The sequence below is a fragment of the Bacillus sp. 7884-1 genome, assembly GCF_002272245.1.
Lineage (GTDB): Bacteria > Bacillota > Bacilli > Bacillales > Cytobacillaceae > Neobacillus.
Genome location: NZ_NPDD01000007.1, coordinates 1 through 21974, shown reverse-complemented (window position 1 = coordinate 21974; position 21974 = coordinate 1). Strand labels below are relative to the sequence as shown.

Annotated in this window: 17 protein-coding genes and 1 pseudogene; 5 read left to right on the top strand and 13 right to left on the bottom strand. The window is 38.9% G+C overall.

From position 1 onward, the window contains the following. Nucleotides 1-6: 6 nt before the first annotated feature. From CHI06_RS00670 to CHI06_RS00640, 7 genes are all read right to left on the bottom strand, one after another. The gene (locus tag CHI06_RS00670; RefSeq protein WP_095246490.1) at nucleotides 7-888 is read right to left on the bottom strand and encodes a DMT family transporter; all 882 of its coding nucleotides are present in this window, start codon (nucleotides 886-888) and stop codon (nucleotides 7-9) included. Beyond that, nucleotides 889-2565, bottom strand: a complete 1677-nt coding sequence (locus CHI06_RS00665; protein WP_095246489.1) for an amylo-alpha-1,6-glucosidase — start codon at nucleotides 2563-2565, stop codon at nucleotides 889-891. A gap of 89 nt (nucleotides 2566-2654) precedes the next feature. Then, nucleotides 2655-5717 carry a glycoside hydrolase family 2 TIM barrel-domain containing protein gene (locus CHI06_RS00660; protein WP_095246488.1) on the bottom strand — a complete coding sequence of 1021 codons (3063 nt, stop codon included), beginning with the start codon at nucleotides 5715-5717 and terminating at the stop codon, nucleotides 2655-2657. 21 nt (nucleotides 5718-5738) lie between these two features. Continuing rightward, entirely contained in the window at nucleotides 5739-6560 is an 822-nt protein-coding gene (locus CHI06_RS00655) for a carbohydrate ABC transporter permease (RefSeq protein WP_095246487.1), read from the bottom strand. Then, nucleotides 6557-7495, bottom strand: a complete 939-nt coding sequence (locus tag CHI06_RS00650) for a carbohydrate ABC transporter permease (protein WP_095246486.1) — start codon at nucleotides 7493-7495, stop codon at nucleotides 6557-6559. Before CHI06_RS00650 ends, CHI06_RS00655 begins: the two co-directional genes overlap by 4 nt. Before the next feature lie 121 nt (nucleotides 7496-7616). Continuing rightward, the gene (locus tag CHI06_RS00645) at nucleotides 7617-8852 is read right to left on the bottom strand and encodes an ABC transporter substrate-binding protein (RefSeq protein WP_095246485.1); all 1236 of its coding nucleotides are present in this window, start codon (nucleotides 8850-8852) and stop codon (nucleotides 7617-7619) included. 368 nt (nucleotides 8853-9220) lie between these two features. Then, nucleotides 9221-9724 (bottom strand): DoxX family membrane protein, encoded by a 504-nt coding sequence (locus CHI06_RS00640; protein WP_095246484.1) that lies wholly within the window; start codon nucleotides 9722-9724, stop codon nucleotides 9221-9223. A gap of 248 nt (nucleotides 9725-9972) precedes the next feature. On the opposite strand from CHI06_RS00640, the gene CHI06_RS00635 reads away from it, so the two are divergent. Then, complete coding sequence (locus CHI06_RS00635) at nucleotides 9973-10902, top strand: ABC transporter ATP-binding protein (RefSeq protein WP_095246483.1); 930 nt, start codon at nucleotides 9973-9975, stop codon at nucleotides 10900-10902. A gap of 1 nt (nucleotide 10903) precedes the next feature. Further along, nucleotides 10904-12025 carry an ABC transporter permease gene (locus CHI06_RS00630; RefSeq protein ID WP_257009120.1) on the top strand — a complete coding sequence of 374 codons (1122 nt, stop codon included), beginning with the start codon at nucleotides 10904-10906 and terminating at the stop codon, nucleotides 12023-12025. A 37-nt stretch (nucleotides 12026-12062) separates the two neighbouring features. On the opposite strand, the gene CHI06_RS00625 is transcribed toward CHI06_RS00630, so the two are convergent. Continuing rightward, a complete protein-coding gene (locus CHI06_RS00625) occupies nucleotides 12063-12323 on the bottom strand; it encodes a hypothetical protein (protein WP_095246482.1) in 261 nt (86 codons plus the stop codon). A 121-nt stretch (nucleotides 12324-12444) separates the two neighbouring features. After that, nucleotides 12445-13839, bottom strand: coding sequence for an amino acid permease (locus CHI06_RS00620; protein WP_095246481.1), 1395 nt, complete (start codon nucleotides 13837-13839; stop codon nucleotides 12445-12447). A 295-nt stretch (nucleotides 13840-14134) separates the two neighbouring features. Here CHI06_RS00620 and CHI06_RS00615 point away from each other — a divergent pair, with 295 nt between their 5' ends. The 3 genes from CHI06_RS00615 to alr all read left to right on the top strand — a co-directional run bounded on the left by CHI06_RS00615 (nucleotide 14135) and on the right by alr (nucleotide 18061). Continuing rightward, nucleotides 14135-15358 (top strand): PucR family transcriptional regulator, encoded by a 1224-nt coding sequence (locus CHI06_RS00615; protein WP_095246480.1) that lies wholly within the window; start codon nucleotides 14135-14137, stop codon nucleotides 15356-15358. A 324-nt stretch (nucleotides 15359-15682) separates the two neighbouring features. Further along, entirely contained in the window at nucleotides 15683-16816 is a 1134-nt protein-coding gene (gene ald / locus CHI06_RS00610) for an alanine dehydrogenase (protein ID WP_095246479.1), read from the top strand. Between the two features lie 63 nt (nucleotides 16817-16879). Then, nucleotides 16880-18061 (top strand): alanine racemase, encoded by a 1182-nt coding sequence (gene alr / locus CHI06_RS00605; protein ID WP_095246478.1) that lies wholly within the window; start codon nucleotides 16880-16882, stop codon nucleotides 18059-18061. A 46-nt stretch (nucleotides 18062-18107) separates the two neighbouring features. Here alr and CHI06_RS00600 read toward each other — a convergent pair whose 3' ends face one another. The 4 genes and pseudogenes from CHI06_RS00600 to CHI06_RS00585 form a co-directional block, all read right to left on the bottom strand. Further along, nucleotides 18108-18734, bottom strand: a complete 627-nt coding sequence (locus tag CHI06_RS00600) for a metal-dependent hydrolase (protein ID WP_095246477.1) — start codon at nucleotides 18732-18734, stop codon at nucleotides 18108-18110. Between the two features lie 123 nt (nucleotides 18735-18857). Next, on the bottom strand, nucleotides 18858-20642 hold the full coding sequence (locus CHI06_RS00595) for a S9 family peptidase (RefSeq protein WP_095246507.1): 1785 nt from the start codon (nucleotides 20640-20642) through the stop codon (nucleotides 18858-18860). A gap of 75 nt (nucleotides 20643-20717) precedes the next feature. Then, nucleotides 20718-21611 carry an aminoglycoside phosphotransferase family protein gene (locus tag CHI06_RS00590; protein ID WP_095246476.1) on the bottom strand — a complete coding sequence of 298 codons (894 nt, stop codon included), beginning with the start codon at nucleotides 21609-21611 and terminating at the stop codon, nucleotides 20718-20720. Between the two features lie 130 nt (nucleotides 21612-21741). Continuing rightward, a pseudogene (locus tag CHI06_RS00585) lies at nucleotides 21742-21974 on the bottom strand (Crp/Fnr family transcriptional regulator); the annotation flags it as partial.

Sequence of the window (21974 nt, the reverse complement as noted above, 5' to 3'; positions counted from 1 at the left end):
ATTCAATTAGGTTATTTCCTTAAGTTTATTCTTTTTTAAAAAGGGCATTTTTGTTTCTGAAATGATGATGGCAGTAAGAATGAGAATGGCGCCAATCACCATTTTAATGGTCATAGCTTCATCCAAAATCGCAACGGAAAATACCATTCCCCAAAACGATTCTGTGGAAAGAATAATCGCAGCCTTTGTTTCTGTTATCATTTTTTGAGCAACGGTTTGCAATAGATACGCGATCGTTGTTGAAAATATCCCCAGGTAAAGCAGTGAGAACATTCCTTCCTTTTCAATAACAAAGGAAGTTTCTCCCCTGAAAAGAACAACGATGACTCCGATTATCGCGGCTGTCATCATTTGAATCAGCGTTAATGTGACAGGGTCTGAATCTTTTACATATTTTGCAGTAAAAAATATATGGAATGCAAATCCAAAAGCACAGCCTAGTGTCAGTAAATCCCCAATGTTGATTTCAGCAGAGAGCTTAAGTGATAATATGCCGACACCAACCATAGCCAAAATAGCACCCATTAGTTCATACATATCAATTTTCCGTTTATATATAACAAATGCAATAAAAGGAACAATCACGACATTCACAGCCGTTAAGAAGGCATTTTTTGAAGGTGTCGTAAATTGAAGTCCTACTGTTTGAAGTGCAAAGGCCAAATATAAAAAGATCCCTAGTACAGCCCCTTTTATCATAGTACTTTTATTTATATTTTTCAGCTTTTTATGGAAAATTACGGTTAAAACAATGGCACCTATTAAAAATCTCCCTGCTAAAATTTGATAGGGTGTAAAGTACTCCAAGGAGATGCTACTTGCCACAAATCCGCTTCCCCATATAATCGCTGTAATCGTAAGAGCGATTTCTCCCATATACTTTTGCATTTAATCCCCCCTAAGCCGATTCTCTAAAAGCAGTAAAAATACACTCGAAGTCCATGTGAAGGATGTATCCACTAACCCTTTTCCTGTTAGTGGATCAAAGTTTTCAGCCATCCCGCCTATAAGCGTAAGGTCTAAAAACTTATCTCTAAGACGATTTCCAACCTCTTTGTAGCCATTTTTCTTTAATGCATGGATAAACAGGTACGTAACTGGCGCCCAGATAGGACCGAGCCAATACCCATTTTCCCGATAATAGTTACTTGTTACACTCTCAGTAGCGAGACCAAATTTCGTTTCAAAATTGATTTCAAGGTCTGACACCAAGCTATCCATAATGGTTTTATCAAAGCGATAACCGATCAATACTGGCAGTCTTAGAATTAGGCTGCTTCTAATCGCGATTTTCTCACTATTTTTGCCCACTCGCCCATAAAAGCCATCACCATCATAAAGTCGCTCAAGTAATAGGTTAAATAAAGAGTCTGCTTGCTTCTTAAATCTCCCTGCCGCATCGACTTCTCCCAAAATTTCAGCAAAGGAGGAGAGGATATCAAACGAGCGAATTAAAAAACTAGCAAGGTCTGGTGCTTCCACGGGCATCCCCGCATGAAAGAGGGAAGCATTATCCCATCCAGAATCATTCCCATGTTTATAGTGTGGCAGTCTGCCATGAAAAGTACGATAATTTTCATAATAGCTCATGACTTTTTTTGTAGACTCATACACATTTCTTAACCGTTGTTCGTCCTTAAAGTAATCATTTCGCTCCATTAACTGTTCATAGACATAAGCAAAAATAGGCGGCTTTATACAATTGTACGAAATAAATTTGTCATTCACAAAATCCGGATAAGCGCCCGACTCATCTTGTGTGTCCATGAAAATCTTTAATTGAGCATAGGCGATTTCTGGATACCTTTCTCCTAAGTTCAATGCGTTAAAGCAGTTATCCCACGACCAAATATTATACATCCACAGCTTAGACATATACATCGCATAATCCTTAAGGACTCCATCCGGATGTACGACGCTTGACCATGTAATATAAGAAGCCTTCTCCAAGGAGGAATGATAGTCAGTTTGATCATAGCCCTTTCTCATGGAATCAAACCATTCTTTGTAAAGCACATCGACTTGTTCTTTTCCTTGGCTAAAAGGGAGGTATTCCTTTTGATGATAAACGGTTCGATAGCTTTCGATCACGAAATGTCCATTTTTCAAGCGCATATCAATATAATCATTTCCGATAATATTCCAGGGTGCATCAACAGACATATCACCATTTAGATTCATGATCATTAATTTTAATTCCTTCGGATAGATGTGGTATTCGTACATTCCATCTTCCAATTCCATTAAAGAATCATATTTTCCTTTTGTCGCTCGCAGCCTAAGTTCTACATCCTGCACCTCGATATGGAGTTCATCTTCCTCAGGAATGATGATTTCCGCGACACGTTCCGATTGATCTTTTAAATAGAAGGAAAGGGATACCTCTGAAGCACGCACTTCGTACTCCCGTTCCAACCCATATTTAAGGATATCGATTTGAAAAAGCTTGGATGGCGCGTCATCGCCGCCATGCACGTCTCTAATATATACAGAATCCTTTTCTTGTGAGACACAAAAATAGGAGCCAAATCTGGAAAATGGTATTTCTTTAATATCTAAATTCATCCTATTTCTCCTTGTCATTTGAACTAGCCGCTGGGCGCTGGAGCTGGACATATTTCAAATAAGCAGGGTTTCCCCTGCTTTTGAATTTTTTATCTAACTCTAAAGTATTTACTTTCTTCTACTATATCGTCTTTATGAACGTTCCTTATTTCCAGCCCGATTTCAAAATCTTCTATTCCTACTCGATAGGCTGGGAGTTGTTCCTCACCACAGCTATTACTTCCCAGACCGCTTTGTCGATAATCAATGGTTAACATATTGAATGGTGACTTTTTAATTTTTCCACGGTGCGTTGCTTCTTCTAATGCACTTGTTTCATAGTCATGAATGGTAAAATCCCTAGTCTCTTTAAAGTTAAAGAGGATGGATTGATTCCCCTTCGTTACAGCTAAGAAAGAAGTATCACATCTTGAACCATTTTCCTGTGGATAAACATAATCCGTGTGCATTTCCTCTACCTTTTTACGATAAAGACCAATACTTTGGCTTCTCTTACTATCCTGATAACTTTCAGAATCGCCTCTGCCATACCATGTCACATCATAATAATCTTTGTTTACATGCAACGTAATTCCTATTCTTGGCAGCATTTCAGGTATTTCTTTCCCTCTAATAACTTTACTGCCTTTCAATTGGAGATTTAATACCCCATTTTGAGTGATCCGATACTGGTAAAACAATTCAAAGGCCCATGCTTGATTCACGCTGGATAAATATTTTATGATTTCAATATCTACATAGCCTTCGTTCACTTGATAAGAGAAGGACGATAGTTGTTCCTTTGCATTTTTCAGGAAGTACTTATTGATCCAATCGTCTTTCTTATACATATCATTGTCAATGGCAGCTCTCCAGAGGGTAAGCTCTGGCCCCTTCTGAATAATCTCTTCTCCATTTAGTTGGTAGGAAACGAGAATTCCACGAAATTTTGAGAAAACAGTTTTAAACGTATCATTTTCAAGAATGAGTTGTGTTCGATTCTCTTCAATAGAGATGTTTTCATGATTGAATTGGTTTTCTGGCAGTACAATTTTCTTCACCTCTGTTGCTTCAAGCAAGAAACTCTCACTGGTGATAAGATGACCTTCACTTGCATAAAGCGTACTATTCGGCTCAAAATAACTTAATTTAATGCGGACATTATCGTAATTTAGGGCTTCTGCAAGATTAATTGGCAGCGTTAATTCCATTTCTTCCTGTGCGTTAATAGATGGAAGATTAATATTCTTTTCTTCTATTAAACGAGTGAAGGATTCTACCTTAATGGTCACCTGAATTCCTTCTAGGTTTCTAAAATCGTACCTGTTTTTTATTCTAATCTTGAGCTGAGTTAGGTCAACCGCCTCAGTCACAATCGGTTCAATAACCTTCTTGTACTCAATTAGTCCAGGTGATGGTGTCCGGTCTGGGAATACGAGTCCATCGATGCAGAAATTTCCATTTGTAGGGAAATCCCCGTAATTTCCACCGTATAAATAATAAGTATTTCCATTATCGTCTATACGTTCGATGCCATGGTCATACCATTCCCATACGAATCCACCCTGTAATCGTGGATACTTCCTCATCACTTCTTGATATTCTGTCAGCCCGCCAGGTCCATTACCCATGGCATGGCCATATTCACATAATATATGCGGCTTTTTACCCTCAGAATCTTGCCCAATTTCTACAAGTGCCTTTAATCTCGTGTACATCGTGGTATACAAGTCACTATAAGCAGCGTGACGATCTCCTTCATAATGTACCAATCTTGTAGAATCAATTTCTTTTATGGCTTGATACATCGCTGTGAAGTTTCTTCCCTGACCAGATTCATTGCCCAAGGACCAAATAATGACGCTTGGATGATTTCGATCCCTTTTGACCATTCTAACAGCACGATCTACATACTGCTTTTCCCATAACTCATTGTCACTGATCCAATTATAATTCCCTGTGTTTTCAAAGCCATGGCACTCAAGATCTGCTTCATCAATCACATAGAGTCCATACTCATCACATAGATCATAAAAAACATCATTATTTGGGTAATGGGCGGTTCTTACAGCATTTATATTATGCTTCTTCATTAAGATGACATCCTGAAGCATATCCTCATAGGTTACGGTTCTGCCCATTCTCGGATTAAAATCATGTCGATTCACACCATTAAAGAAGATTCTTTTTCCGTTCACTCTCATTTCATTATCAATGATATCGATTGACCTTACTCCAAATCGCAGCGGAACAACTTCTTTTTCTCCATCTGTTAATTGATACTCCAAAACAGCAATATAGAGATTTGGTTCCTCTGCATTCCATAATAATGGATCAGTCATTTTTCTTAACACTTGGAATTCACCATTAGCCACTTCAACTGGGAATGAATCTACCACATTCTCCCCTTGAAGAAGCTTCACATTTACTGAATGAATTTCACTCGTGAAAAAATTTCCGGTTACTTTTAACGTAAAATTTTTAAAATCTGCGTCCGGCAAAGTTTCAATGAAAACATCTTGAAGCGTATCTTTGTTTATTCGATAGAGTTCCACACTTCTAAAGATTCCTGAAAGCCACCACATATCCTGGTCTTCTAAGTAGGTTCCATCTGAAAACTGGTAAACTCTAACTGTAAATCTATTTTTTCCATTTCTAACGTACTCAGTTAGATCAAACTCTGATGGCATTCTTGATCCTTTACTATAGCCTGCATGATGACCATTCACATAGAGATCAAAGGCCGAATCTACACCGTTAAATTTAACAATAATTTTTTCTTCTTCCTTTATATCTTCCAAATAAACTTCTTTGAAATAGATTCCTGTTGGATTATCCTGAGGCACAAATGGTGGATTAATAGGAAAAGGATATAACACATCTGTATAATGCATATTTCCATAACCCTTTAATTGCCAGCAAGAGGGCACCGTGATATCTTCTAAATCTGCAATAGCGAATCCTTGCGTTTCAAAGTTGACTGGTGAAAATTCAGGTGCTTCCAAAAACAGAAACTTCCACTCACCATCAAGTGATGTATATCCCTTACTATTTTCTTTGTTATATTGTAATGCCTCATCAAATGCACGGTATCTGTAAAAATCAGAATGTGCCGGTAGCCTGTTAAGTGCCGTAAGATGGATATTTTCCCATCTCTTCATTTCACGTTGCATGTTTTCTTCCTCCGAACTTTATTACTTGATAGAGCCGCTTATTCCTTCAACAATGTATTTCTGTGCAAAGGCAAAAACGATTACTGGCGGGATAATCATAACGAGTGTCATCGCCATAATTGGAATAATTTGAAGCTCATGTACACCTTGGAATGAAGCTAAACCAAGTGCCATCGTATATTTAGATTGGTCATTTAAATAAATAAGTGGACCTAAGTAGTCATTCCAAACCAAAATGATATTTAATACAGCAATCAAAGTTAGAGGAGCCTTCATGATAGGTAAGAAAATTTTATAAAAGATTTGGAACTCATTTGCTCCATCAATTCTCGCTGCATTTTCTAAATCTTTAGGAATGTTCATTAAAAACTGCCTTAGCAAAAAGATATTATAAGCTGATCCGAAGAAGGCAGGAACGATCAGTGGTTTTAACGTATTGATCCAGCCAAACATGTTAAATTCCATATAAAGAGGGATCATCGTAACATCCCACGGAATCATCATGGTGGATAGCAGAAGCATAAAGAGAATATTCTTGTATTTAAAGTCATACCGTGCAAAACCATACGCAACTAAGGAACAGGAAATTATCTGACCGATGGTCGTCAACACGGTAACTATCATTGAGTTTTTAAAATAGGTTCCAAATGGCTGGCTATTCCAAGCATCCATAAAATTACTTACTAGTGGTACATCAGGAACGAATTTGGGCGGAAAGCTAAATACTTCTGTTTCTGATTTTAGTGCTGTAATAAGTGCCCAGATAAACGGAAATAGGAAATAAAGAGAAAAGAGGACAAGAATGCTATAAACAATGATTTTATGTTTTCGGGTTATCTTCATTTTCTTTTCCTTCCTTTTCTTTCCTTTTTCACTTCAGCCTCATAGAATACCCATGCAGAGGATGACTTAAAGATAATCATCGTCAATATCAGGATGATGATAAACATAAACCAAGCATTTGCACTGGCATAACCGAGTTCATGATGCTTAAAGGCATTGTTGTAGACAAATAGTCCGTAGAAATAGGTCGATTTTAATGGACCGCCACCTGTTAATAGCAACACTAACGTTAATTGCTGCAATGCTGCAATAACGGAAGTGATGATATTAAATAGGATTGTAGGTGTAATCGTAGGAATTGTTATGCTAACGAACTGTCTGATCGGACCTGCACCATCAATGGAGGCAGCTTCATACATTTCATGTGGAATCCCTTTAATATCTGTATAGAAAATTAACATCATGGTCCCGACTCCCCAAGCACTTGCAATCACGATGGTTACAATAGCCCACTTTGGATCAATCAGCCAGTTTGGTCCTTCTATACCAAGTAATGATAATATATAATTTAAAACTCCATACTCAGAGTTAAACATCCAACCCCATACAATGGACACTGCCACACCGGATACAACAGCCGGAAGATAGAAGATTGTCCTGAATACTTTAATCCCTTTGATTGGCTGCGTAATAAGCAGCGCCAGCACCAAAGCAACAAAGAGGTTTAATGGAACAAATATTAATGCGAACTTCAAGGTGATTGCGAGCGAATCATAAAACTGGGGATCAGCCGTAAACATCTTCTTAAAGTTATCAAGTCCAATGAACTTCGCTTCGCCAGCAATTGGCCAATCAAATAGACTCATGATTAATGAAAAAACTAAAGGTCCTAATGTAAAAACAATAAAGCCGATGATCCAAGGTAAAATAAATAAAAAGGGTACTCTTTTACGGACTAATGTAAATTTCTTTTGTTTGTTCTTTTTAGTAAACATATATTTCCCTCTTAATGGTTTGACCTTTTTAGAAAATGAAATCCATTTTCGTTTATACTTTTTAAAAATGAGAATATATCATGCTGCCATGATATATTCTCATTCAGATCAATGGACAATCCTACTTAGCTACACTATTTAAAGCTTCTTTAGGATCAACACGTGTACTTGGATTAAAGATTTGTTCAAAGACTAAACTTAAATCATCTGACAACTTACTCCAGTCCTCTGTTACAAACGATGTTGGTGTAAATCCTTCACTTTGTTCCAGCATGTTGTAAAAGACCTTCTTAATTGGATCTTCTTGCAGCTTTTCTGATTCAACTACGCTTTTTAATACTGGAAGTTCAAAGGAGAGTCGTGCTTTATTTGCTTGTTCCCCTGTCCAAAACTCCATAAATTTAAATGCCGCTTCTTTATGCTTAGAATCCTTTGACATCGCAATACCAGAAGAACTAACGATACTTGCACTTGGGTTATCTCCAAATGAAGGAATTTCAACCACCCCATAGTTAATACCAGCTTCCTCAAATGCGGACAGATACCAAGCACCATTAACAAGCATACCTACTCTGCCTGTTTTCATCTCGGTATCACCATAGCCTTCAGTGGTAATCGCGATACCGTCTTCGAGCATATTTTGGAACATCGTAAACGTTTCAATTGACTTTTTGGAATTCAAATTTCCATCTAATTTGCCTTTACTATCTACATAAGAAGTACCATTGCCCCATAAATACATTTCAAAATCATAGGGGTCAGGTTGACCTGGGAAAGCAAATCCAGTGATTTTCTTTTCTTTATCTGTTAGCTTCTTAGCAGCCTGCTGTAAATCTTCCCATGTCCAGCCAGCTTGAGGATATTCAATTCCTGCTGCATCAAAAAGATCTTTATTATAGTAAACAACATGTGTTGTATAACCTACTGGGAGACCGTAAATATCCTCTCCGACGGAGTTGTAGTTCCATAATGCTTCATAAAAGTTACTCTTGTACTCTTCCCCTCTATCTTTTATATAAGAATCGAGCGGTTCAAGAGCATCTTTATATTGAGGGTAATTCCACATATACATGATATCTGGAGCATCCTTAGCACCAATACCTGCAGTAATCTTAGTGTCATAATCACCGCCATAAGCTTCCAAAACTACTTCTATATCGCTATTTTTCGCATTAAATTCATCGATTAATCCTTGTTGAAGCTCGACATCGTCACCTACATCCCACGTTGCAAACCTTAACTTGACTTTGCCGTCCTTTGCTTCCTCACCTTTTGTATCGGATGAACTGCAAGCTGATAAGAGCAGTGCTGCTACAATTGTAAAAAGAAATAAAAATTTCATTTTTGATGTCTTCATTCTAACCCTCCTAGTAGTTTATAGGATTATTATAATGGTAGTTTTACTAAAAGTAAATGCTTTCATTATATATTTTACTAAAAATATAATAGTATATTGGTAATTATCAGACTTTTATTATTTGGTAAAATTATACTCTGGTAACGTAGTAAATAATAGTGTTACGTTGTTAAAACGGTAGGTTAATAGGAATTTAACCCTTAAAATCTACTGAATTTCGGTATAAGCATAATGACGTTTGTTGAGGTTATTTTAGTAAAATCAGATAATAGTAGAAGAAGAATTTACCTTACCTCGAAATCACGAGGTAGTGTTCAGCATAAAAAAGACGATTCGAGGGGGACCGAATCGTCTTTTTGTTTCTTACTTTAAGCTGTTGCTTTTGCTTTATTTTTTCTAACTGTTTTGTTGATGAAAGGTACTACCCAGTAGTCTAAACCGTATTTACCTGCGTTGAAGCCTGCAGTTAAGATGACGAAGCCTAAGAAAATGTCTGTTGGGTTATGAGATACTGTTCCTGCTAGGAAGAAAGAGAAGTTCATTACGAGACCAAAGAACATCGCTGCTGTTGTTAAGCATCCTAATAGAAGTCCTAAGCCAATTAATGTTTCGCCCCAAGGAACGATGAAGTTAAACACATCAATGTTTGGTAAAGCAAAGCTTTCTAAGAAGTTAACGTACCAGCTGTAAACCATATTGCCATCTGGACCTTTTACAGGATTTGCAATCGCTCCTTTTAGGAAGCCAGATGCGTCGAAGCCGCCTGTAATTTTATGAAAACCTGCTGTGAACCAAGCGTAGCCGAGGTATAAACGGATGATTGTTAAAATAGCTGCAGAGATCTTATTTTCTCTTAAAAAATTGTTAAACATAAGTCATTCCGCCTTTCAAAATTTGTTTGTTCTTTATACTTACACTATATTAGGTTTCGAGCGTTAATAACATAGGTGTAGTGTTAAGTTCACAGTTTGTTTGAAAAGTTATGACTGAATGTTGAACATCTCTAAATACAAGTAATGTATACAAAGTTCGAATGAATTCCTCCTCCTGAACATATACAAAAACAGGGCACCTTGTATCCCACAATAGCTCGAAGTGTCAAGGAAAGGCAGGAGAAGAAATGAACGTTTTAGAGGTAAAGAACTTACAAAAATCATTTGGATCCATTAGGGCTGTACAGGACATTAGCTTCTCGGTAGAGGCAGGAGAAGTTTTCACCATCATTGGGCCAAATGGGGCTGGAAAAACGACCACACTTGAAATGATTGAAGGCTTGGTACCACCTGACCACGGAGAAATACATTTTGGAAATATGAACTGGGGCCAACATGCGGTAGCCATTAAAATGAAGATTGGTGTTCAGCCCCAATCTAGTGCGATGTTTGACCTATTAACTCCTGAAGAAAATCTAGACCTTTTCGCCACTTTTTACGAAAAGGCTCGACCCACTGAAGAAATTCTTGAACTCATCAATTTAACTGAACATCGTAAAAACCAGGTAATAAAACTATCTGGCGGCCAGCGCCAAAGGCTTGCAATTGGACTTGCGATGATTAGTGATCCCGATATCATCTTCCTTGATGAACCGACAACTGGTCTTGACCCACAGGCACGCCGTCATATATGGGATATTATTCTCGAGCTAAAGAAGTTAGGAAAAACGACTATCTTAACCACACATTATATGGAAGAAGCCGAAAAGCTAAGCGATCGAGTATGTATCGTTGACCAAGGTAATATTGTAACCATTGATACCCCTTCCGCCCTCATTGAAAAACTAACCAAAGAAAGAGAAGTTCGGTTATCCTTTTTAGATGGAGAAGAAGCGGCATCGGCAGCAGATACATTTGCTAGCAATCTTAACTCCGTTTCCCGGACAGAGCTTGAAGGTACAACGTTGAAGCTTTGGACCATCAAGCCTGAGGATACACTTTTAGAATTGTTTAAATTTACAAAGGAAAAGGAATATCAGGTCGAACAGGTTTCCATTCGTGAAATGAGTCTTGAGGATGTGTTTATCGCTTTCACGGGTAAGGAATGGAGGGATTAGCTTGAACAACTTTAATCAGTTTAAAAAAATGTTCTCAGCGCAATTAAAATTGACCCTTCGTGAAAAACAAGCTTGGTTTTGGGGCATCTTTTTCCCTGTTATTTTGATGGTCATCTTTATGGTGATTTTCAGCGGAAGTTCAGATGACGAATTTCAATCTGAAATTGCGATTGTAGCGGACAATCCAAATCCGACCTCGGAAATGCTGTTAACGCAAATCAATCAACTGTCCATCCTTGATGTGAAAAGTGGCGCACCGGTTAGCCGAGATACAGCTGATCAATGGGTGAAAGATAAAGAAGTCGATGCAGCCATTGTCTTACCTGAATCCGCGGAGGATACGTCTTTCGTCCTTGTAGTCAACAAGGAAGATGAACAAGGCGTAACCACGCAAGCATTATCGGCGATTCTCGATAAATTGGTTCAGCAGGCAAACCTGGCAGCTGTAGGTGCAGCTTCAACCTTTGATATTCAATTTGAATCCGTTACGAGTGGCAGTAACGAATTAAATTACACAGATTTTCTATTAACAGGGATGATTGCTTTATCGATTGCTCAGGGCGGGATGTTCGGAATGGTGGATTTAGTAGAAATGCGCCGTAAAGGCTTAATCAAAAGACTAAGGATGACACCCGCCAAAATGGGAATTTTCGGCTTAAGCGATATGGTCATGCGGCTGTTATTCAGCGTTGTCCAAATTCTTCTGTTATCTTTAATCGGGGTCTTTGTGTTTGGCGCAAACCTTTACATCAATATTTTCAGTTTGCTCATTGTCTTTTTAATCGGGGCTCTTTCCTTTAATGCTTTAGGTTACCTCATCTCTTCATTTAGTCAAACACAAAATGCATATATGGGAGTGGCAAACATCGTCAGCTTCGTAATGATGTTTTTAAGCGGCGTGTTCTTTCCGATTGAAACGATGCCCGATTGGCTGCAGCCGATATCCAATATTCTTCCGCTAACCTATTTTGCCGAAGGATTGAGAGACAGTATGGTGTATGAAACAGGTCTATTCTCAGGCACACTCTGGTTTGGAATTGGAGTATTGATCCTTTGGGGAGCTGCAACCTTTATACTTGGGTCTTGGTTGTACAAAAGGAAGTCGATAGTTGCTGCTAGATAACAAAAAGGAAGAGAACTCCCTTCCTTTTTGAAAAAAATCATGAAAATCCTACGACTGCAAATAAAATCGCCAATCCAAATAACAAGATTAAAAGTAAATATCCTAGGATGCTAAGAATCGTAATGATCCAGCCTGCCACTTTTCGGCCGGTCTTAATTAAATAGATTCCTAAAGCAATCGCACCAAAAACGAAACCTAGAATACCCCATAGAATAGGACTTTTACCATGCTTTTTAGAATCAATTACTAAATAAATGGTGATGATAATATTTAAAGCCAGCCCAAAGAAACCTTCCAAAACTCCCTCTCCCTACTGTGTTTAAATGTTTGTTACTCAACAAAATTATACCAGAAAATTCAAATAGTAAAAAAGCATGTTCTTGGAAGACTAATTGCCTGCCAAAAACATGCTTTATTTTTTATCCGACCTGTTTAACTCGTTCCTGCTTTACCTTTTCTCGTTTATGATATCCCTTACCATAATAGAAGGCAGTTAAAATCCCGAGCCAGAGCGGTCCAACGATTAAAGCGATTCTTGTATCTGGGAAAAACGCCATTAACCCTACTACTAGAAGTAAGAACGCTAATGAAAAGTAAGATGTGAATGGGAATAACGGCATCTTATATTTTAAGCCTCTCAATTGATTTGGAGTTAGTCCCTTTCGATACTTGATTTGAGATAATAATATCATTGACCAAGTCCATATCGCACCAAACGTTGAAATCGCTGTTACCCATGTAAATACTTTTGCTGGTACTAAATAGTTAAGAACAACACCCACTAATAGGGCACCCGCTGTAACAAACACGGCTTTACTAGGAACACCATTCTTGTTTAATTTACCTAATCCCTTTGGTGCCTCATCATTTTCAGCTAAGTTAAATAGCATCCGTGCTGTACTAAATATACCGCCGTTACACGATGAAAGCGCAGCGGTCAAGACAACAAAGTTTATGATTCCAGCTGCAGCAGGGATTCCAAGCTTATCAAAGGTCAAAACGAACGGACTGCCTTGCGCTCCAATTTCAGTCCAAGGATAAATCGACATAATGACAAACAAGGCACCTACATAGAAAATAAGAATTCTCCAAAATACGGTATCAATCGCTCTTGAAAGTGTTTTTTCAGGATTCTTTACTTCCCCGGCAGTAATCCCAATCATCTCAATACCTAAGAATGCAAACATAACCATTTGTAAGGACATTAATACACCAGTGATCCCATTCGGAAGGATTCCTCCATTCTCCCAAAGATTGCTGATACCAGTTGCAATTCCGCCATTACCAATCCCTAATACAATCATTCCAAGACCACTTACTATCATGAATACGATCGTAATAATCTTAATAAGCGCAAACCAAAATTCAAGTTCACCATAGGCTTTTACATTTAAGAAATTGACGGAAGCCATGATCACTAGTGCGGCCAATGCCCAAATCCAGCGAGGTACTTCAGGAAACCAATACTCCATGTAGATTCCTGCTGCTGTAATCTCAGCCATACACGTTACAACCCATAAGAACCAATAATTCCATCCTGTTAGGAAACCAGGCAAGGCGCCTAAATAGTCCCGAGCATATTGACTGAATGATCCGGCAACTGGTTTTTGAATCGCCATCTCACCAAGCGCCCTCATTATAAAGAACATAATCATACCGGCAAATGCATACCCAAGAATAATACCAGGTCCCGCAAGCTTAATCGCAGTTGCTGACCCTAGAAACAGACCTACCCCAATCGCTGCTCCTAAAGACATTAGCGTAATATGTCTTTCCTCTAAACCTCTTTGTAATTGATTTGGATTTTTTTGCATAGTCTACCCCCTATTTTAGTTTAAATCTCCTATTTCCCTTTTACAGTAAAAAAGATACAATATTATTCGAATTAAACCTACTGTTTATATTTAAATAATATCCTCCTATTCTTTTTTCGAATGATAGCGTTTACAATGGGATAGAAAATAATAAAAGTGAAATCTTTGTGAAATTAATATAACATATCTGTGAATATTTTATATTGTGAAATAAAGACAAATTTATTAAAAGAATATTGTTTTAAATGACAAATACGTTACAAAGTGCACAATCTCATTGATAGAGGTGGTATAGATGAAAAATGATCCGTTTCGCGCAAGTTTTGATAGTCTAGAAGAATTTGCAGATATGGTAAGTGAAGCATTACATTGTCCAATAACGATAGAAGATGCAAACCATCGTCTCCTTGCCTACAGTACCCATGATGATCGAACCGATCCGGCACGGATTGCTACGATTATCGGCCGCCGTGTACCGGAAAAAGTGATTAATTCCTTATGGAAGGAAGGAGTCATTCCTTCCTTGTTAAGCAGCACTGAGCCTGTAAGGGTTAAGACTGTGGATGAGATTGGGCTAGGAAATAGAGTTGCAGTATCCATTTGGAAGAATGATGAAGTCCTCGGATTCATTTGGGCATTAGAGATTGAAAAAACTTTAGGCGAAAAAGAAATGGACTGTTTAAAGCGAGCGGCGGACGCAACTAAAAATAAACTGATTCAGCTCCAGAATCGTAAAAATAAAAAAGAAGAGCAATTTCAAGAGTTTTTTTGGCAGCTGTTAACGAGTCATCTTTCTTCCAATGAAGAAATTATTAGTAAGTTTCATGCGTTGCAATTTTCACCTCCCTCGTTATTTGCGGTTGCCGTCTTTCAATTTTCAAAGGAATTAGAAAGAGAAGATGAAAAGCATATAGCCTACTTATTAAAAACGATTCAACTGCCAAAGATTTTACTGCAAACTATTGACCATCAACAATTAATCTTGTTTATTTCTCTTGAAGGAATTGAGCAGCCAGTGAATAAACTAAATGCATTTTGTGAGCTGTTTGTTGCTAAGATGAAGGAACGATTTGGAATTGAATCAATCGTCCAGGGCTATAGCAGTGTTTATTGCGATTTAGGAAAAGTGGAAAAAGCGCACAAAGAAGCTCGAACTGTACTAGCAGTAAAGAGAAAATTCCCTAGTGAAGCAAAAAATATCCATGGCTACCAAAGCTTAGGAATCTATAAGTATATTGATGTATTGATAGAAAAGGCAGGTACAGACCAGATCGAAAACTATTCTCTAAAAAGGCTTCAAGAATATGATAAAAAAAACAACACCGATCTCGTCGAAACATTAGAAGTTTTTTTAAACAAAGATAGCAATGTCCATGAAGCAGCAAATCAATTAAATGTACACACAAACACACTAAATTACCGGCTCAAACGTATATCCGAAATTGGTGAAATTAATCTAAAAGATCCAAACCAAAAAATAACCCTCTACCTAGACCTTAAACTTGAAAAGTTCAAATAATAGTGGTGCCTGTCACCAGGGTGACACCTAGAAGGTGTTCACCTTGGTGACACCTAAAAGGTGTTCACCTTGGTGACACCTAAAAGGTGTTCACCTTGGTGACAGGCACCATCTGTTTGAAAATATAGACAAAACAAAATTTTATTTTTTTCATATGTAAGCCCTACTATTTTTCCTTTTATATCAAGGCATTTGTGAACGTTTTGTGTAAATCCACAAATAGAATCGTATTATTTCTACATTCTAAACAAAGAAAAATGGTTTTGAAAGGATTATTCTAAAGTCAGAAAAAATTACTTAAGACTTCTAAGGGGGATAACAATAATGATAATTGGCGTAGTAAAAGAAATTAAAAACAATGAAAACCGTGTGGCACTTACTCCAGCTGGGGTGGTTTCATTTGTACAAGCTGGGCATAAAGTAATCGTTGAAAAAGGGGCTGGAATTGGAAGCGGTTTCTCGGATATGGATTACGCTCAAGCTGGTGCTGAATTGATTGAATTAGCAGCTGATGTTTGGAATCAGTCTGAAATGATTATGAAAGTGAAGGAACCACTTGAAAGTGAATACAAATATTTCCGTCAAGGTTTAGTATTATTTACCTACCTTCATTTAGCAGCAGAACCTGCATTGGCACAAGCATTAAAAGATAGCGGTGTAATCGCGATTGCTTACGAAACTGTATCTGTTAACCGTACGCTTCCGCTTCTTACACCAATGAGTGAAGTAGCTGGCCGTATGTCTGCACAAATCGGGGCACAATTTCTACAGAAATTCAATGGCGGTAAAGGGATCCTGCTAGCAGGTGTTCCAGGGGTAAGCCGTGGTAAGGTTACCATCATTGGCGGCGGTATTGTCGGAACAAACGCTGCAAAAATGGCGATTGGTTTAGGTGCAGATGTAACCATTATTGACTTAAGCGCAGAACGTCTTCGTTACTTAGATGATGTTTTTGGAAACCAAATTAAAACATTAATTTCCAATCCATTCAACATTGCTGAATCAGTGAAAGAAGCTGACTTAGTAATCGGTGCAGTATTAATCCCAGGGGCAAAAGCTCCTAAGCTAGTAACAGAAGAAATGGTTAAAACGATGAAGCCTGGTTCTGTTATCGTGGACGTTGCGATTGACCAAGGCGGAAGCGTTGAAACCATTGACCACGTAACCACTCACGACAACCCAACATTTGAAAAACACGGTGTCGTTCACTATTCCGTTGCCAACATGCCTGGAGCGGTTCCAAGAACATCTACAATGGCTCTTACAAACTCGACTGTTCCATATGCCTTGCAAATTGCGAACAAGGGTGTTCAAAAGGCCATCTCTGAAAATCCTGCATTAAAGCTTGGTGTGAACGTTGCGAACGGCGAAATTACTTACGAAGCGGTTGCAAAAGACCTTAACTATGAATATGTACCAGTGGAAAAAGCATTGGAAAAAGAAATCGTATTGAACTAACCATCTTGGTACCCTCAAGTTTATCTTGAGGGTTTTTTCATAGGAATTTAGGGAGGGAGAATTGTGAATCTACAGAGTTATCGAGATACATGGGCTGAAGTATCCTTAGGCGCCATTAAACATAATATCAATCAATTTAAAAAATATATTGGAGCTTCCGTGAACTTGATGGCTGTGGTAAAAGCAGATGGTTACGGTCATGGAGCCGTTCCGGCTGCTAGAGCAGCAGTAGATGCTGGTGCCGATTTTCTAGCAGTAGCCACCTTGGATGAAGGAATCGAACTGCGTGAGGCAGAAATATCTGAGCCCATTCTTATATTAGGATATACTCCCATCCGCTCCATTCGGCAGGCGATTATTGCCGGGGTTGATTTAACCGTTTTTAGTGAGGACGTACTTGACGAAATTATTTTTCAGTCCGAGGTTCTTCAAAAATCGGTGTCCATCCATTTAAAAATCGATACGGGAATGACAAGAATAGGTGTACAGACCCGAGAAGAAGCACTGGATTTAGCAATGAAAGCATTAACGTCACCATTTGTCACTCTAAAAGGTATTTTCACTCACTTCGCTCACGCTGATAGTGAGGATCCATCCTATACACTACAGCAATTCGAACGATTTCGTTCTGTTATTTCTTTTATAAATGACAACGGAATTTCTATCCCGTTAAAGCATTGTTGTAATACCGCTGGGACAATGAATTTTCCTGAAATGCACCTGGATATGGTCCGTGTCGGAATTGGATTATACGGTCTGTATCCGGACGTGTCTTTAAAGGAACATCCCATTTCACTTCTGCAAGCCATGACGCTTAAAACGAAAATTGCTGGACTTAAAAAAGCAGCCAAGTTGCAGCCAGTTAGCTATGGATGCACCTTTACTCCTTCAAGTGAAAGGGTAATTGCCACCCTTCCAATCGGGTATGCAGATGGACTCTCAAGACACCTTTCCAACTGCGGGCAATTTCTCTTACAGGGACAAAAGGTTTTAGTGGCGGGACGTGTATGCATGGACCAAACGATGATCGATGTTACAAACGTACCCTCCTGTCAGCAAGGAGATGAAGTGATTATTTTTGGAGGAAATGACAACGCGTTTCAATCGATTGATGAAATCGCACTTCTCATGGGGACGATTAACTATGAGGTTGTCTGTTTGATTGGGAAGCGGGTTCCCCGCATTTATACTGTCTTAGGGAATGAAATTCACGACCAAGTCCTGCAATCCATTGGCTATAGATAATTTATGAAAAACAGGTCACACCAACTTCGATGTGACCTGTTCTAAACTATAATTCTATTTTTGAAACAGGTAAGAATAGCTTAATCCCACGCTTATTAAACGGCAATATTTTTAGATCGGCCAGTAAATGACTGATGTATCCCCCAAGACAGGCATAGAAAACACCATCGATTCCAAGTGATACCTCTAGTTTTGAAGCGATGATCCCAAAGAAAATGACACCCAAGATGGAATGTGTATAGCTGCGATGCGAGGTAATAGACGCAATGATGACAAACACCCCTAGCAGAATTAACCATACTTCAGACAACGATATTCCTCCGATTAGGACACCAATTCCTGTAATGGTTAACATATGCTTTTGTTTGATGAGTGACGAGACAATCATAATCACCAAACCGCTCCCGATACCAAACCACTTTTCTGCTGCTCTTCCCTCATAAAAACTATAAAAAACCATCATGATTCCAATTAATAATGCCGTCAATCGAATCACCTTATGGGATAAGGTAATTTTGCCGCGAAGCTTTCCATCAATATCTAAATCAGGCATTAAACCTGAAACCGCTCCTAGTCCAACGAGAATGATTGTCTCAGTGGGAGAGGAATGAAAGGTGTTGGCAGCGATAAATCCTGTTGCGGCTCCGATTGCTGTATGTGCGGTACCATTCAAAGTTAAATCCACCTCTATTTTTGTTGTTATAGCTTATCTTACACCAAAACATTTGTTCTGTTTAGAAGTTTTACAAAAAACCCTACTATTATCCTATTAAAAAATAGCCAGGTATCACCCTGACTACTTTCCTAAATACTTTTCTAGAAACTCCGCCATCTCTGTATAGGAAGCTATTTTATTCTTCAGCTTCATCATCGTATGTCCTTCCTCTTCGATGCGGTTATACTGGACGGGATGATTTCGCTCCTTAAGCTTCTTCACAATCTGATCTGATTCTTGGATGGGAACTCGCGGGTCATTGACGCCATGAATGACCATTAGCGGTGCTTTAATTTTATCGGCATGATTCAAAGGGTCGATTTGGTCAAAAAAGCCGCCATCACCTTCAATCGTTCCATACTCCGCCTCTCTTAGCTTTTTCCGCCACGGACTTGTTGTTTTTAAAAAAGTTCGGATACTTGACATTCCGACGATATCGATGGCTGCGGCCCAAAGTTCCGGAAAGTGGCTGATGGCAGCCAGTACGACGAATCCACCATAGCTTCCACCCACAATCGCTGCTTTCTCAGCATCAATATCCCCTGTTTTGTTCAGCCATTTCATTAAAAAAATAACATCCTTTATTGCGTTCATTCGTTTTCGCCCATCGTCTAAATGAGAATAGCTTTTTCCATAACCTGTACTGCCGCGGATGTTAGGGGCAACTACCGCATAACCCTGGTTTAAGAAATATTGCAAAAAGGGGCTGTATACGGCGCGGCTTTGACTCTCCGGCCCTCCGTGAATATAGACAACAACGGGGGATTTCTTCTTATTATTAGCAGGCTTATAGTAAAAAGCAGGTATGGGCAGGTTGTCAAAGGATGGAAATGTTATCGGTTCAGGCTCGACTAATTTTTCCTCGAGAATCCGTGTGCGAGAAATGTAGGTAAGCCGCTTTGCTTGGATGGTCTTTAGGTCAACCTCCCAGATGTCAGGAGGATGTGCAGGTCCATTTAACACAAATCCAAGCTTTTGATTATCTGGTGAAAATCTTAGATTGTACATCACGCCCATAGGAGTTTCCCAGTTATAAAAGGTCGTTCGCTCCAAGTCGACTAGAAAGCCCTTGGATACTCCCCCTTCATTCATCGAAAATGCTAATTTGTTCTTATCCTTGTTCATGACTAGGTCTTCAAAGTCCCACTCGCCTCGCTCGAGCCAGGTAAATTGCTTACTTGCTATCTGGATCATTGCCAGCCCGAAGAACTCTCTGCCTTGATTGGTTAAGAGATAGAGATGATCAGCTTCCTTATTAAAATGGATATCTTTATAGCCTGCTTCGCCTTTATGCTGGGTAATCCAATCCATTTTTTCTGTTAAAAGTGAAAATACCCCTAAATCATGATCAAGGGGCGTGTTTGTTTTTTTAACTAAAAGAGACTTTCCATCAGGAAACCATTTTTCAACCATAAAGGTTCCATCACCGGTAAATACACGGCGAATTTCCAAGGTCTCCAAGTTTTGTATATAAATATCTAAAAAAGCTTGATGCCGGCGGTTACTCGACCAGGCAATCCATTTTCCATCGGGTGAGCTATCACCAAACAAATGAAGATGTTCAGGTGAGTTGGTCAGTGCAATTTTTTCGCCATCCTCCTTTAATAAGTACAATTGCTCTTTTTCATCGCCATCTGCATCCATCCCAAAGACCAAATCCGACGACCCAGCAATATACTTAATAAAGGTGATTCCTTTCATAGAAAAAGAGGTTTGCGCTGGCCACCTGTCCTCCCGGTCAAGCTCCCAAACCTGTGGCACCCCTGTAAAGTCAGAAATAAAGCTGATTTTCGTACCCTTCGGATCGTATTCAAAGCTTTTCACCATACGCACGTGTATATAAGGGTCAATGGTTATTTCCTTCATTCCATTACCACCATTCACGATAACATTTTTTAAAACTTTACCTCCTTTCATTCTATTTAAATAGGTTTGGGTTCATTACTCTCGAAATTCAATAAACCATTTTACACATTGATAGGTTTTTTCCCAGTCTGGGTCATGATCTTCTATCCCCCAGGATGCATAAAGTGTCCCTAAGGCAATCGAAGCTTTTAGTAGCCGCCCGCGATCAAGTCCCAGCTGCTCACTGATTGTATCCACTCTGAGCTTCAGGATATTCTTTGGCTGAGCCTTTGAATCTAGTTGATTGATTAAAAAGGAAACGACATCAAAATACGGGTCCCCTGCAACGCCTTTTGGGTCAATCGCCATCCAGCCTTTTTGCTCTGAATACAGAATATTTTCATGGTGCAAATCACCATGAAGCAGTTCAGGACCTTCCGAAGTATGTATGACCTGTTGAAAAAACTCTTCTGCTAACTGAATATGTTCCTTTGAAATCTGCACATCCCCTGTTTCCCGGTAGCGTTTAAGTCCCTCAAACCAGTGTGTAAGCGATGGCGTCTCCCCTCCATTTGGCACAGGTCTACGAATAGCCTTCCAAACTTTTATGTAATTCTCCAATACAATCATTTCATCGGTTTCCTCTGAAAGCATGATTCCTGGTACAAGCCGCTCTAGCAGCATAACGCCACTTTTCTGATCAGACTTCAGAATCCTGGCACAGCCAGCGCCATCATATGCTTGTAGGGTTACCATCTCATTAGCAGTGTCAAAGTTTGGGACACCCAGCTTTAAAATTAATGGTGTTCCTTTAGAATCTCTTACCTTTAATACATAATTATAAGAAAGATTCCCCACAGGACCCTCGCTCGTAAGACTCCACTGTTCTAAATAGGTTTTTACCGTGTCCTCTAAAGATTGCAGCCATGCCTTTCCATCAGATCCAAAGGCATTGATAATCTTATCTTGAAATTCACTAGAAATTTGCATAGTATTCCCCTTCCTATTTATCTATTTCAAGAATTAACAATTCAACATACCCATTCATTTTCCCTTTTTTCATTAAAAAAAGACGATTCGAGGGGGACGAATCGCCTTTTTTGCGTTGCTGCTACTTACCTTAGGCAGCAGACTTTGCTTTGTTTTTTCCAACTGTTTTGTTGATGAATGGAACCACCCAGTAGTCTAAACCAAATTTCCCTGCGTTGTAGCCTGCTGTTAAGATGATGAAGCCTAAGAAGATGTCTGTTGGGTTATGAGATACAGTTCCTGCTAAGAAAAAGCTGAAGTTCATCACTAATCCGAAGAACATTGCTGCTGTTGTTAAACATCCAAGCATAAGTCCCAAACCGA

Bases quoted from the DNA above. Each gene is read 5' to 3' on its own strand.
- CHI06_RS00670 (WP_095246490.1), bottom strand. From the start codon at position 888: ATGCAAAAGTATATGGGAGAAATCGCTCTTACGATTACAGCGATTATA.
- CHI06_RS00665 (WP_095246489.1), bottom strand. From the start codon at position 2,565: ATGAATTTAGATATTAAAGAAATACCATTTTCCAGATTTGGCTCCTAT.
- CHI06_RS00660 (WP_095246488.1), bottom strand. From the start codon at position 5,717: ATGCAACGTGAAATGAAGAGATGGGAAAATATCCATCTTACGGCACTT.
- CHI06_RS00655 (WP_095246487.1), bottom strand. From the start codon at position 6,560: ATGAAGATAACCCGAAAACATAAAATCATTGTTTATAGCATTCTTGTC.
- CHI06_RS00650 (WP_095246486.1), bottom strand. From the start codon at position 7,495: ATGTTTACTAAAAAGAACAAACAAAAGAAATTTACATTAGTCCGTAAA.
- CHI06_RS00645 (WP_095246485.1), bottom strand. From the start codon at position 8,852: ATGAAGACATCAAAAATGAAATTTTTATTTCTTTTTACAATTGTAGCA.
- CHI06_RS00640 (WP_095246484.1), bottom strand. From the start codon at position 9,724: ATGTTTAACAATTTTTTAAGAGAAAATAAGATCTCTGCAGCTATTTTA.
- CHI06_RS00635 (WP_095246483.1), top strand. From the start codon at position 9,973: ATGAACGTTTTAGAGGTAAAGAACTTACAAAAATCATTTGGATCCATT.
- CHI06_RS00620 (WP_095246481.1), bottom strand. From the start codon at position 13,839: ATGCAAAAAAATCCAAATCAATTACAAAGAGGTTTAGAGGAAAGACAT.
- CHI06_RS00615 (WP_095246480.1), top strand. From the start codon at position 14,135: ATGAAAAATGATCCGTTTCGCGCAAGTTTTGATAGTCTAGAAGAATTT.
- ald (WP_095246479.1), top strand. From the start codon at position 15,683: ATGATAATTGGCGTAGTAAAAGAAATTAAAAACAATGAAAACCGTGTG.
- CHI06_RS00595 (WP_095246507.1), bottom strand. From the start codon at position 20,642: ATGAAGGAAATAACCATTGACCCTTATATACACGTGCGTATGGTGAAA.
- CHI06_RS00590 (WP_095246476.1), bottom strand. From the start codon at position 21,611: ATGCAAATTTCTAGTGAATTTCAAGATAAGATTATCAATGCCTTTGGA.